14 protein-coding genes are annotated in these 11672 nt (G+C 50.0%); 12 read left to right on the top strand and 2 right to left on the bottom strand.

Annotated elements, in window-relative coordinates; translation table 11 throughout:
• Positions 1 to 499 precede the first annotated feature (499 nt).
• From WIH05_RS11285 to WIH05_RS11245, 9 genes are all read left to right on the top strand, one after another.
• Positions 500 to 709 (top strand): hypothetical protein, encoded by a 210-nt coding sequence (locus WIH05_RS11285; RefSeq protein ID WP_022272423.1) that lies wholly within the window; start codon positions 500 to 502, stop codon positions 707 to 709.
• 80 nt (positions 710 to 789) lie between these two features.
• Positions 790 to 1197: a hypothetical protein gene (locus WIH05_RS11280; protein ID WP_022272424.1), complete on the top strand. Its 408-nt coding sequence runs from the start codon at positions 790 to 792 to the stop codon at positions 1195 to 1197.
• 244 nt (positions 1198 to 1441) lie between these two features.
• The gene (locus WIH05_RS11275; RefSeq protein WP_022272425.1) at positions 1442 to 2938 is read left to right on the top strand and encodes a hypothetical protein; all 1497 of its coding nucleotides are present in this window, start codon (positions 1442 to 1444) and stop codon (positions 2936 to 2938) included.
• A gap of 64 nt (positions 2939 to 3002) precedes the next feature.
• Positions 3003 to 3278, top strand: a complete 276-nt coding sequence (locus WIH05_RS11270; RefSeq protein ID WP_022272426.1) for a hypothetical protein — start codon at positions 3003 to 3005, stop codon at positions 3276 to 3278.
• A gap of 105 nt (positions 3279 to 3383) precedes the next feature.
• Complete coding sequence (locus WIH05_RS11265) at positions 3384 to 3917, top strand: hypothetical protein (RefSeq protein WP_022272427.1); 534 nt, start codon at positions 3384 to 3386, stop codon at positions 3915 to 3917.
• Between the two features lie 18 nt (positions 3918 to 3935).
• Positions 3936 to 4679 carry a class I SAM-dependent methyltransferase gene (locus WIH05_RS11260; protein ID WP_337425398.1) on the top strand — a complete coding sequence of 248 codons (744 nt, stop codon included), beginning with the start codon at positions 3936 to 3938 and terminating at the stop codon, positions 4677 to 4679.
• A gap of 28 nt (positions 4680 to 4707) precedes the next feature.
• Positions 4708 to 5433, top strand: a complete 726-nt coding sequence (locus WIH05_RS11255) for a transglutaminase domain-containing protein (protein WP_022272429.1) — start codon at positions 4708 to 4710, stop codon at positions 5431 to 5433.
• Positions 5434 to 5576: 143 nt separating this feature from the next.
• Positions 5577 to 6365, top strand: coding sequence for a hypothetical protein (locus WIH05_RS11250; RefSeq protein ID WP_337425397.1), 789 nt, complete (start codon positions 5577 to 5579; stop codon positions 6363 to 6365).
• 142 nt (positions 6366 to 6507) lie between these two features.
• On the top strand, positions 6508 to 6843 hold the full coding sequence (locus WIH05_RS11245) for a hypothetical protein (protein ID WP_022272431.1): 336 nt from the start codon (positions 6508 to 6510) through the stop codon (positions 6841 to 6843).
• 105 nt (positions 6844 to 6948) lie between these two features.
• Here the strand turns inward: WIH05_RS11245 and upp are convergent, their stop codons facing one another.
• Entirely contained in the window at positions 6949 to 7578 is a 630-nt protein-coding gene (upp, locus tag WIH05_RS11240; protein ID WP_337425396.1) for a uracil phosphoribosyltransferase, read from the bottom strand.
• 101 nt (positions 7579 to 7679) lie between these two features.
• The gene (locus tag WIH05_RS11235) at positions 7680 to 8519 is read right to left on the bottom strand and encodes a hypothetical protein (RefSeq protein ID WP_022272433.1); all 840 of its coding nucleotides are present in this window, start codon (positions 8517 to 8519) and stop codon (positions 7680 to 7682) included.
• Between the two features lie 203 nt (positions 8520 to 8722).
• On the opposite strand from WIH05_RS11235, the gene WIH05_RS11230 reads away from it, so the two are divergent.
• The 3 genes from WIH05_RS11230 to WIH05_RS11220 are packed head-to-tail and all read left to right on the top strand — an operon-like array spanning position 8723 to position 11506.
• Positions 8723 to 9550: an EFR1 family ferrodoxin gene (locus WIH05_RS11230; RefSeq protein ID WP_337425395.1), complete on the top strand. Its 828-nt coding sequence runs from the start codon at positions 8723 to 8725 to the stop codon at positions 9548 to 9550.
• A 35-nt stretch (positions 9551 to 9585) separates the two neighbouring features.
• Complete coding sequence (locus WIH05_RS11225) at positions 9586 to 10299, top strand: IMP cyclohydrolase (protein WP_022272435.1); 714 nt, start codon at positions 9586 to 9588, stop codon at positions 10297 to 10299.
• A 28-nt stretch (positions 10300 to 10327) separates the two neighbouring features.
• A complete protein-coding gene (locus WIH05_RS11220; RefSeq protein ID WP_022272436.1) occupies positions 10328 to 11506 on the top strand; it encodes a phosphoribosylaminoimidazolecarboxamide formyltransferase in 1179 nt (392 codons plus the stop codon).
• Positions 11507 to 11672 lie beyond the last annotated feature (166 nt).

Below are 11672 nucleotides of genomic sequence, written 5' to 3'. Positions count from 1 at the left end.
TGGTATTTCCAGCCATACGATCAACCCCTTTCTGCTGGCAATTATAGTATATGCTATTTGCACGAAGAAAACAATATATTGCACGAATATTTCATTATGAAATTCATTCAAGGAGGTTACACACTTTACGAAAGAAATCACTTTACCTGTCACGATCCACTTGAATACCCATCTGCTCCTTCCACTGGTGCAGCCGGAACCGGCAGATACGGACAGCCGCCCGGAGACTCAGCACTGCCACGGCTGCGGTGGGAAGGAATGTGTCTGTGTCCAGTCTGTTTCCTACTCCCGTGGAATACCCAAAAATGGTAGAAGTATTCCAGGGAGTTATGATATAATGTCTGTATAAGAAGACATTATACCATTGTGCATCTGTTTTCTGCGTTTAGCGCAAAATCCTGGCGGCCAGATGCCTGGGAAGGATACCATGTCCTTTGGCCATAGCATCATCTGCTTAAAGTAAGAGAGCGATAGACTAGAATCTGAAAGGAGGTACAGTATGAAAGAAATGGTAATTTATAATATAACCGCCCTGCTGATTATTGGCGTTTCGATTTTGTGCTTCACCAAAATAAGGACTGGTTTAACAAACAAGAACCTACGCCGTGTTCTGGAAGTATTCCTCCTCATTCTTGCAGTGGGCACGATTCTGACGATCGCCTTTCTTGATCTGATCGCACTGGGGGTAATTGGCCCTGTTCCGAACTAAAAATCTGAATTTACAGGGAAGCATGGAATTACATGAAAATCAAAATTATTTAAATGGAAACCATATTGGAGGAGATCATCATGAAACGGAAAACGATCCTGGTATCATCGGTTACAGCGATTCTTCTGGCTGGCATATTCATTTGGTATACGCTTCCGGTCGACTTGATGGACTTAGATCACAAGGAAGTCCTGGAGCTTGTTGTTTTTAACGGCAGCAGCGGAAATGCGACACATATTACAGACAAAGAACAGATCCAACATATCATTGATGATCTGAACGATGTTGAGATAAAGAGAACAAGGCCTTCGATGGGCTATTCTGGGTATGGATATAAATTATCTGTTTACCTGTCCGACGGGAATGAAGCCGGTGACTGGAATAATTTCATTATCAATTCGGAGGATACCATTAGAAAAGATCCCTTTTTTTATTCTGTTATAAAAGGATACATCGACTATAACTATATAGAGAATATCGCGGAATAATACAAAAACCATCCCATCAATAGGAAGTCTGGCCGCTGACCCACATCTCTATATGAAAGGTTCAGCGGTCTTTTTGTGCATATTTTCAAAAAAATGTCATTAAGAAAAATGTCAGAAATTCAACTGGAAAAAGTCCCAAATATTCTGGATTTTTCATGTATAATAAAAATAACCACAAATGTGCAGGTTTTGATGCCGCATGACCAGGATACAGGCGGCGGAATACACGGAAAGGAGGATGACCATGGAAGAAAACAGGATTCCCGATGTTTCTGAAAAAAGTCCGTGGGAAAGGGCCATGGGCCGCGTGCTTATGGGAATCATTCTCACATCCCTTACATTAAATTTCTGGTGCCTCGATCACATCCTTCCTGCCATTGGAACAGTCCTTATGGTCCTGGGATTCCGTGCGCTCCGGAAAGAGAATCCATGGTTCCGCTCCGGTTATCTCCTTGCCGCCGTCCGGGCATGGTGTGTCTGGGTCACTCTGATCCTTAATACCACCATTCTCCCGGGGCTTTCCAGCCAGGGAGACGGTGTATGGGTCCTGGTCAGCCTGGCCCTAGCGCTGGCAGAATTTTTCTGTCTCTGGCGCGGATTCAGGGCTGTCCGGCAGCGGGCCGGACTTCTTCCCAGGGCAGAAGGCGCGGCAGGACTGATGGCGTGGTATGGGGGTATGTACCTGCTGGCAGCGATCCATTACCAGGGGCTTCTGATCGTTGTGGGCATGATCATCAGCCTGGTGCTGATCCTCCGAAGCCTTTATAAGCAGGTAAGGGAAGCTGCAGAGGCGGGAGCGGAGCTCTCATACAGTGAGCCTCCGGCAGGAGAGAGGCGGATCGTACTGGCCCTGGTCCTCATATTGTTTGTGGGCGGCGCCTGCGGATATCTGTTTGGAGGGCGGTATCCCATGGAGTGGGAGGAGGAGCCGCCTGTACCAGAGGATGCGGAGAAGATCAGAGGCCGCCTGCTTGAGCTTGGCTTTCCCGAATACGTCCTAAACGGCCTTTCCCTGGAGGACATACGGGCCTGTGACGGCGCTTTCAGGGTCGTTGTGGACGTTTCTGACCAGATGGTCAGCGAGGGCTGGAAACGGACCATGAAATATAATGAAGAGGAGGGCCGCCTGGAAGAGGAGGCGTATCGGAAGGAAAAGGAGCTGCGTCTCACAGGAGTCGCAGTCCGGATCCCCGGGGAAAGGGAAACATGGAGGATCTTCCATCACTTCCAGTGGATGTCCCGTCCATCCTTCCATGGAACGGAGGCGCTCCAGCTCTGGCCGGTGTACCGGGATATCCGGGAGGGCTGGCAGGCCTGCGGGGAGGTGACCGGACAGGTCCTGTATGAAAAGGATGGGATGCGGTACCGGTCCCCCTACTATTTCCTGGGAAGCCAGACGGCGGTTTCTGATACGGTCTTTTGGGGACGGCAGGAAAACACCGATGTATTTGCGGCCTTTTCCATGCCCCGCCAGGGAGACGCATGGAGCGGATATGTGGCCTACCCGGCCTGTGAGCTCCGGGATGGCTATATCATCAGCAGCTGGTTCAACTACACCCACCAGAGAAGATGGCTCCAGTATCCTGTTATGACTGCCATGGAAAAGCGCATGTCAAGCGGCTGGAACAGAGCCGGAGCGTTTATCACTGTCCAGAGCGCCATCCAGTTCGACCCCAACGAGGACACCGCAGGGGAAGTGGGCGGGAGTGCCGCCGTCCCCATGGCTTTATCAGAAAATTAGGAAATACCTTTGGCGATCCTGTCCGATACGGCTGGAAGCAGATGTTTTATAAGGGGGGCCGTTTATGAAGCGGAAAATATCCGGCTGGATCGATCTTCTGGCCGCTTCTGTCAACTATATCGTTATCTGCTTTGCATTGTCCCATATGGAGATCCGTTTTCAGCATGATCCCGCATTTATTCTGTTTTCTGCATCCCAGATATGGGTGACCGGCGCATTCTGGGGAAAGGTTCAGAAAACAGCAGATAACAGGCTGGTCCCAGCCATCCTTACTGCCGCCTGCTTTCTCATCCACGCGGGCCTGGTCTATATGACCTGGGACATCCATGTGACACAGTAAAAATACGGCTGTTCTGCCATCGGATCATGGTATAGGACAGGTATGGCTGTCCATCCTGCGCTTAGAAAAAGAGCTTACACTAAAATTCCTGTGGAGGAGGAAACGATGTTTCAGAGATCCGCGGGGGAAGATCCTATGAACGAGTTTTACCGGATCTATATCCCATATTCAAAAGAAGACGTATTAACAACGATAAAGCAGACGACACAGCCACTCCGTCTATCGAATCAGGCGTATAGAAAAACAGTCCTTTCCTCCTATAAGGATGAAAGAGACGAATTATGCATTGCTTATGCAGCAGGCAGTATGAATGGCGGCGGTTGGGAAATGTTAAAGGCAAAGATAAAAAGCGTAAATGATACCGTTGTTTTAGAGGGCGAGTTTATACCTCTGGATCATATAAAAAGGGGAAGTCAGATATTTTTTATTGTGACCATGCTTTTTGCGATCCTTTTTTCCGAAGGAGAATGGCTGATATTTTTGGAAATGATGTTCATATTTATCCTGCCATTATGTTTACTATACAGGCACATCCCGCAGATCGTGAGGTGTGATGAAGGACGTCAATTCGTTTTGGATTATCTTAAAAATATTTTAAGGGCTGAAATAATAGAATGCGGAAGTGAAATAAAGGGGTAAAGGAAAAGAATGGATAAAATGAAACAAAATTATTATGGCAGTCTGTGTACAGAGCTGTATGAGCTCCTGCATAAGGAAGCGCCCAGGGATGAACTGGATTTCTATCTTTCCTATGCAGAGAAGGATAAAAAGATACTGGAGGTCATGTGCGGCAGCGGGCGTTTTCTTGTGCCGTTCATGGATCGGGGCTTTGATATCTGTGGGATCGATCTGTCGGCCCATATGCTGGAACGGCTGAAAAAGAAGGCTCCGTCTGCAAAGGCGGTCCAGGCAGATATTCTGGAATACGATTCTCCAGACCGGTTTGATTATATTTTTATCTCCTCGGGCTCCATCTCTCTTTTTACAGATACGAAGCTGTGCAGAAGGATCCTTAAAAAGCTGAAGGAAATGCTGGCTCCGGAGGGAAGGCTGGTCTTTGCCATTGAGACTATGGCGGACCGGTGTGCCGACGATAATGGATACAAGATAACGGCCTCGGCAGAAACAAAAGAAGGCCTGACACTGGTATTAAAAAGCAGAAACCATTACGATGAGCAGAGCCAGACACAGTTTTCACCGGGGATCTATGAGCTTTATGATGGGGCCAGGCTGCTGCAGCGTGAACATATGGATTTCCAGACCCATTTATACAGGCCCGGGGAAATGGAACAGTTTTTAGTAGAAGCAGGCTTTAAGGAAATAAACATCTACTCCTCCTTTCAGAAAGCTCCCGCAGCGGACGATCCGGAAAAGAGTTTTCTGTTTGTGTGCAGAGTCTGATCCTATAACAATTTAGGAGGTACACCCAATGAAACAGGGCTATGGCGTTTTTGGTGCGGCCTATGAAGTGATGCTGAGAAATGATCCCCATGATCCACGTTCCATCGATCACGAACTCCTGCGCCGGATGGTCCGTCTGGATCCAGAGTCCTATGATCTGCTTTATGCGGAGCCGCCGTTCTGTCCCCATATGGAAGGCCACGATCTGTACGGCCTGGCGCAGACATTAAAAAAACAGGAGGACCGCGCCTCCATTGAGACTATCCTTGCCTTCACATCCGGGATCGCAAAAAAGTGTGAAACCTCCCTGGAGAAGAAGCGGTTCGGGGGAACAGAACAGGAGATCCTGGCCCGCGGTACAGACTGGTGCACGGACATGGCCCGCGTGGCGGTCGTTCTTTTGGGATGTATCGGTATTCCTGCCAGAGTTCTCTATCTCGCTGATCCAGAAAGGGCATACCATGGACATTCGGCGGTGGAGGCTTTTTACGATGGAAAATATGGGGCGGCGGATCCCATCTATGGGTACACCTTTTATGATGGGGGCCCACTGGATGCATATACACTGATGTATGAACCACAGCATCTGAAGCATCTGCCGGAAGAATACAGAAGTCTTTTTCAGTGTATCGCCGTCAGCAGGTATGATCCTATGGATCCGTCCAATGATTACTCTGTGTCAGCAGTCAATGCCTATTACCGGACTGTACTGACCCGGGAGCATCATGGACATTGGATGATGGGAGAGGGGTAACGGCCGGTCTGCCGCTGCTGTCCTTGTGTCAGATCCCTGCGGAGGATGCAGACATCTGGCATCCGCCAGCCGTCATAAAAATTTCTGACAAGAAAATACTATAAAACCGGGGCGCTATAAGGCCCTGGAAAGGAGGCAGCCAGATGAAAAGAAAAGTCTGGATCCCAATGACAGTCATTGCCGCCATGCTCCTGATCCCGGTTCCTTTAAGATATAAGGACGGGGGCAGCGTATGCTTCAAGGCGGTCTTATATGATGTGACCCGATTCCACCAGCTGGATCTGGACTCCCAGACCGGATATGATGATGGATGGAGGATCCGGATACTGGGGATCCCTGTATATGATGATCGGGAGGAACCGGATACGAAGGAAGCGGATATGGCAGAGCATGAGGCTCCGCCGCGCGGGCAGCCAGCGGCTTATGATCCCATTTTAGAGGAATACAGCCAGATGGTGCAGAATGATTTTTATGTGGATCTCAGGGATTCAGATCTTTATGAAAGCAGCTTTGGAGAGCATATCAGTATGGAGATCCGCACCCATGAGCAGGATATATATTACGCCCTTTATGATATAGACGGGAATGGGACCCAGGAGCTTTTGATCGCTGGCGGAGAGTATGGGACTGTGTCCCCGGTCTTTACTCCGTGGAATTATGATCTGTACGGATGGAATGGAACCCATGCGGTCCGTATTTTCCCGGAAATGGAGTTTGGATACAGAACCAATTTTTCGCTTTATGAAAACGGGGTCATCGAGGTGTTTTACAGCAGCAGCGCTGAGGAATCCGGAACGGATCTCTATAAAATTTCGGATGACGGGGTAAACGCCATGCGGATCGACTCTTTTACGTCCACGGCCCGTCTGGAAGGAGAAACTCCGGTATTTACTTATATGCAGAATGGAACGGAGATCTCTGAAGAAGAATAACATGCCAGGATCCAGGCGTATGAGATCCCCCTTTCAGAAGCGCCGGAGTGGATCCAGATCCAGTAGACCTCCATTCCCATTTCTTTGTACTGGATCTGGAGATGGTCTGGATCATTCATTGGTCAGAAAGGAAGGTGCAGTTATGAAAAAACGGATCCTTATCTGCTTACTGATACTTGTTGGCGCAGCGTTTCTTTTTTATCTGGGTATCCAGAAGACCCATACGTTTACCCTGGCAGACAGGGAAGGCTCTTCGCTGAAGGAAGAGCAGATACAGCCGGTATTTGGGACTGTCCAGGTTTCCAGCAGCTGCGATACAGCCGTGGTCTTTACAGATACCGAAACAGGAGAGACGTATGAGATCGGCTATCTTACCCCGGGCATACGGGAGAAGATCCGTCTGCGAAGAGGAAGGTGGTATACGGTGACCGGCGCAGGAGAGCTTACCATGGGGGCGGTCATCCTCAGGATCGAATAGGCGGTGCGAATGCGGCCTGCCTTTGGATATCCGTCATAAAAAGGAGCTGCTGCAAAAGGAAAGCACGGAAAACTTTCTTTTGCAGCAGCTCCTTTGCTGTCTGTTTTATTTGGTTCCGAAGATCCTGTCTCCGGCGTCGCCCAGACCCGGACAGATGTAGGCTTTTTCATTTAACTGGCGGTCCAGATGGCCCACATAGATCTGGACATCCGGATGGGCCTTTCTGAGACGCTCCAGGCCTTCCGGAGCCGCGATGACGCACATGAATTTAATATGCTTTCCGCCATGCTGCTTGATGAAGTCGATGGCTGCCACAGCAGAGCCGCCGGTGGCCAGCATGGGGTCTGTTACTACAATGGTACGCTGCTCGATGGGATCCGGCAGCTTACAGAAATATTCGTGGGGCTGATGGGTCTTTTCATCCCGGTACAGGCCGATGTGGCCGACCTTGGCAGTGGGCACCAGGGCCAGGATCCCGTTGACCATGCCAAGTCCTGCGCGCAGGATCGGGACCACAGCCAGCTTCTTTCCGGCAATAACAGGAGTCATACAGGTTTCGATGGGAGTTTCCACCTCGACCTCCTCCAGAGGAAGATCCCGCAGGGCCTCATAGCCCATGAGAGTCGCGATTTCCTCGATCAGGGTCCTGAATTCATTTGTACCCGTTCTCTTATCTCTCAGCATGGAGATTTTATGCTGCACCAGCGGATGATCGATGATCGTTACATTTTCCATAGTATTATCCAGCCTTTCCTCTTTATTTGTATCCCGGGCACAGAACGGTCCCCGGGCATCGATCTTCCCATAATCCTATCAGAAATCCAACGGGAAATCAACTATTTCGTATCCGGCGTATAGCTTACGATCACGTAATCGCCCAGGGCATGGGGCACAGGCACAGCCATGTAAATAACGCCCTGGTTCTCGTAGGAAAAGGACTGGGGGAAGCCCTCCAGGTTTTCCGCCGTGAAATCGCACTGCTTCAGGATCTCCCACATGGCGTTGAGGTCCTGGGTCTTTAAATACTCCAGCGCCTCTTTTGAGTCTGTGGGCTTTTTCAGCACACAGTCGTCGGACAGGATATATCCGGCCATGGTATAGGCGTCGGCGTAATCGGAAAGCCCCTGGAGCGTCCCCTTGTTTAGATCCACTGTGGTGGTATAAAAAAGATCAGAGGGGTGGGCGGCTCCGTTTACCATCAGAGAGCCTTCATAGGTAAGGACCGCTTTGTTTTTATCCAGAGACACGACGGTGCACTTGACCGACAGGGTATCGGCCGCCGGATCGACCTGATAATCCGTTAAAACCTGGAGCGCTTTTTCTTTAATAAGAGCATTGACCGCATCCTCCATCTTCGGATCCCGCAGATTGGATAAGACTGCGTATTCAATGGACGTCTTTCCCTGCTTCTCCGTGGCGATCTTGGACCGGACGCTCAGGGCAGAGGAGGAATCCGCTCCCTTCTGGGTCTCCTCCGTTTCTTTTTCCGTTTCCTTCTGGGTCTCTTTTTCCGTTTCTTTTTCTTTATCCCCGCCGGAAGCCTCTGTGGAAGCCATGGTCTCAGCCTCCGAGGTATGGAGGGTATCCAGGTCGATCTTTTCCCTGGACTTGCATCCGGAAGCCGAAAGGGCCACAGCGGCTGCCAGCGCCGCAAACAGAACGTGTTGTTTTCTCATCTGTAACGAACCTCCTTCACGCAGCATAAAGCTGCCGTATGGATATCATTATAAACCATAGGCCGTTTAAAGTACAGGAGAAGAAATATGTAGAAATTCTTAATTTTCTGTAATGGATTTTGAATTGTGTATTTCCAACCACAGGAAAATATGGTATGCTGTACATAATGAAGGACTATGTCCTGTTAGGGAGGTCAAACACCATGGAAAGAAAAAAAGTATGGGCGGTCTATTTCAGCGCCACAGATACCACCAAGAAAATAGTTCTGACCATTGCCGATGAAGCGGCGCGGCTTCTTGGTGCAGAGCGGGAGGACTATGATTTTACCCTTCCCGGAATGAGAGAAAACGGTTTTGCTGCGGGGAAAGATGATCTGGTGATCTTCGGAACGCCGGTCTATGCCGGGCGCGTTCCCAATGTACTGTTAAAATACCTGGCCACCATTCAGGGAAACGGCGCTCTTGCGGTTCCGGTGGTGCTTTTTGGAAATAGAAATTTCGACGACGGCCTCATTGAGCTGCGGGACATCCTGGAAAATACCGGTTTCCATACAGTGGCTGCCGCTGCCTTTGTAGGCGAGCATTCCTTCTCAAAGACTCTGGCTGCCGGCCGTCCCGACGCAGACGATATGAAAGAGGCCCTGGCCTTTGCCGGAAAGATTGCGGAGAAGGTGAAGGGGCTTCCAGAGGGAGAAGCGCCTGCCCCTGTGGAAGTGGAGGGCGTACCCCATCCCTACCGGGGCTACTACCAGCCCAGAGACCGGAAGGGCGTTTCCATTGATATCCGGAAGGTAAAATCCCTGGTTTCTGACGCCTGCGACGATTGCAAGATCTGTGCCGATGTCTGTCCCATGGGCTCCATCAGCCATGAGAACGTGCGGGAATATACAGGTATCTGTATCAAATGCGGGGCCTGCATTAAAAAATGTCCAAAGCAGGCCAGATATTATGAGGATGAAGGCTATCTTTACCATCAGCATGAACTGGAAGAGGGCTATACCCGCCGGGCTGCCATCTCCCTTTTCTTATAAAAACAGCGAAAACTAATGATCTGGAGGAGTATCCTATGAAATTATTATCACTTGCAGAGGAATTAAGGAGCAATTCCTATCCGGGCAGAGGAATCGTCATCGGCAGATCCAAAGACGGAGCAAAGGCTGTCACCGCGTATTTCATCATGGGCAGAAGCGAAAACAGCAGGAACCGCGTATTTGTAGAAGAGGGAGAGGGGATCCGCACCCAGGCCTTCGATCCGGCAAAGCTTTCCGATCCCAGCCTTATCATCTATGCGCCGGTCCGTGTCCTGGGCAATAAGACCATTGTGACCAACGGAGACCAGACCGATACCATCTACGAGGGAATGGATAAGCAGCTCACCTTTGAGCAGTCCTTACGCTGCCGGGAATTTGAGCCGGACGGCCCCAACTATACGCCCCGTATCTCCGGGATCATGCACATTGAAAACGGAGGCTATAATTACGCCATGTCCATCTTAAAGAGCAGCAATGGAGATCCGGAAAGCTGCTGCCGGTTTACCTATGCCTATGAAAAGCCTTTAAACGGCGAAGGCCGGTTCATCCATACGTACATGGGCGACGGAAATCCCCTTCCCAGCTTTGAAGGCGAGCCGAAGCGGGTGGAGATCGACGGGACCATCGACGAATTTACAGAGATGGTATGGAACAGCTTAAACCAGGATAACAAGGTTTCCCTGTTCGTACGGTTCATTGATATTGCCACAGGAACGTATGAGACCAGGATCGTAAATAAAAATAAGTAACAGATCATATACAAAAGGAGACGTTTCAATGAAAGAGATGGAATTAAAATACGGCTGTAACCCCAACCAGAAGCCGTCCAGGGTTTTCATGGAGAATGGAAGCGAACTGCCCATCACCGTCTTAAACGGAAGACCGGGCTATATCAACCTTTTAGATGCTTTTAACGGCTGGCAGCTGGTAAGAGAATTAAAGAAGGCCACCGGACTTCCCGCAGCCACATCCTTTAAGCACGTATCCCCGGCCGGAGCCGCTGTGGGCCTTCCCATGGACGACGTATTGAAGAAGATCTACTGGGTAGACGATCTGGGAGAGCTCTCCCCCCTGGCCTGTGCATACGCCAGGGCCAGAGGAGCGGACCGTATGTCCTCCTTCGGCGACTTTATTTCCCTTTCCGATCCCTGCGATGTGGATACGGCGAAGCTCATTAAAAGAGAGGTTTCCGACGGCGTCATTGCTCCGGGCTATGAGCCGGAGGCCCTGGAGATCTTAAAGGCAAAGAAAAATGGAAATTACAATGTGATCCAGATCGACGAAAATTACGTTCCCGATCCCATCGAGCGCAAGCAGGTCTTTGGGATTACCTTTGAGCAGGGACGCAATGAGCTGGATATCAATAAAGATCTCCTGTCCAACATCGTTACAGATAATAAGGAGATGCCGGAAGCTGCAAAGGTAGATCTGATGATCGCCCTTATTACCTTAAAATACACCCAGTCCAACTCCGTGTGCTATGTAAAGGGCGGACAGGCCATTGGTATCGGAGCGGGCCAGCAGTCCAGAGTCCACTGTACCCGTCTCGCAGGCCAGAAGGCAGACAACTGGTTCTTACGGCAGGCTCCCCAGGTTTTGAACCTTCCGTTTATCGATAAGATCAAACGGGCCGACCGGGATAATGCCATCGACGTTTATATCGGGGACGAATACATGGACGTGCTGGCGGACGGCCAGTGGGAGAAGATCTTCACAGAGAAGCCGCCGGTATTCACAAGAGAAGAGAAGCGGGCATGGCTGGATCAGATGCAGGATGTGGCCCTGGGCTCCGATGCCTTCTTCCCCTTTGGAGACAACATCGAAAGAGCCCATAAGAGCGGCGTTAAATACATTGCCCAGCCAGGCGGCTCTGTCCGTGACGATAATGTCATCGAGGTCTGCAATAAGTACGGCATGACCATGGCGTTTACGGGGATCCGGCTGTTCCACCACTAAAGACAGGCAGGGGGGCAGATGCGTTTTATTTGAAATGCATCTGCCCCCTGTATTAATATGAAAGGCTTTGACATATCCAGACTGCGTCCGTATACGCTCTGGAGAGCATGGTATAAACTAGATTATGTCCAGTATCCTGTCCTTATCCCTGTAACAAATCTAATTA

The sequence above is a fragment of the Alitiscatomonas sp. genome, from assembly GCF_037242085.1.
Classification (GTDB): domain Bacteria; phylum Bacillota; class Clostridia; order Lachnospirales; family Lachnospiraceae; genus Alitiscatomonas; species Alitiscatomonas aceti.
This window is presented reverse-complemented; position numbering and strand designations above follow the sequence as displayed.

What these genes read in the sequence shown, in the direction of transcription:
- WIH05_RS11285 (WP_022272423.1), top strand. Translation starts at nt 500, where the DNA reads ATGAAAGAAATGGTAATTTATAATATAACCGCCCTGCTGATTATTGGC.
- WIH05_RS11280 (WP_022272424.1), top strand. Translation starts at nt 790, where the DNA reads ATGAAACGGAAAACGATCCTGGTATCATCGGTTACAGCGATTCTTCTG.
- WIH05_RS11275 (WP_022272425.1), top strand. Translation starts at nt 1,442, where the DNA reads ATGGAAGAAAACAGGATTCCCGATGTTTCTGAAAAAAGTCCGTGGGAA.
- WIH05_RS11270 (WP_022272426.1), top strand. Translation starts at nt 3,003, where the DNA reads ATGAAGCGGAAAATATCCGGCTGGATCGATCTTCTGGCCGCTTCTGTC.
- WIH05_RS11265 (WP_022272427.1), top strand. Translation starts at nt 3,384, where the DNA reads ATGTTTCAGAGATCCGCGGGGGAAGATCCTATGAACGAGTTTTACCGG.
- WIH05_RS11260 (WP_337425398.1), top strand. Translation starts at nt 3,936, where the DNA reads ATGAAACAAAATTATTATGGCAGTCTGTGTACAGAGCTGTATGAGCTC.
- WIH05_RS11255 (WP_022272429.1), top strand. Translation starts at nt 4,708, where the DNA reads ATGAAACAGGGCTATGGCGTTTTTGGTGCGGCCTATGAAGTGATGCTG.
- WIH05_RS11250 (WP_337425397.1), top strand. Translation starts at nt 5,577, where the DNA reads ATGAAAAGAAAAGTCTGGATCCCAATGACAGTCATTGCCGCCATGCTC.
- WIH05_RS11245 (WP_022272431.1), top strand. Translation starts at nt 6,508, where the DNA reads ATGAAAAAACGGATCCTTATCTGCTTACTGATACTTGTTGGCGCAGCG.
- upp (WP_337425396.1), bottom strand. Translation starts at nt 7,578, where the DNA reads ATGGAAAATGTAACGATCATCGATCATCCGCTGGTGCAGCATAAAATC.
- WIH05_RS11235 (WP_022272433.1), bottom strand. Translation starts at nt 8,519, where the DNA reads ATGAGAAAACAACACGTTCTGTTTGCGGCGCTGGCAGCCGCTGTGGCC.
- WIH05_RS11230 (WP_337425395.1), top strand. Translation starts at nt 8,723, where the DNA reads ATGGAAAGAAAAAAAGTATGGGCGGTCTATTTCAGCGCCACAGATACC.
- WIH05_RS11225 (WP_022272435.1), top strand. Translation starts at nt 9,586, where the DNA reads ATGAAATTATTATCACTTGCAGAGGAATTAAGGAGCAATTCCTATCCG.
- WIH05_RS11220 (WP_022272436.1), top strand. Translation starts at nt 10,328, where the DNA reads ATGAAAGAGATGGAATTAAAATACGGCTGTAACCCCAACCAGAAGCCG.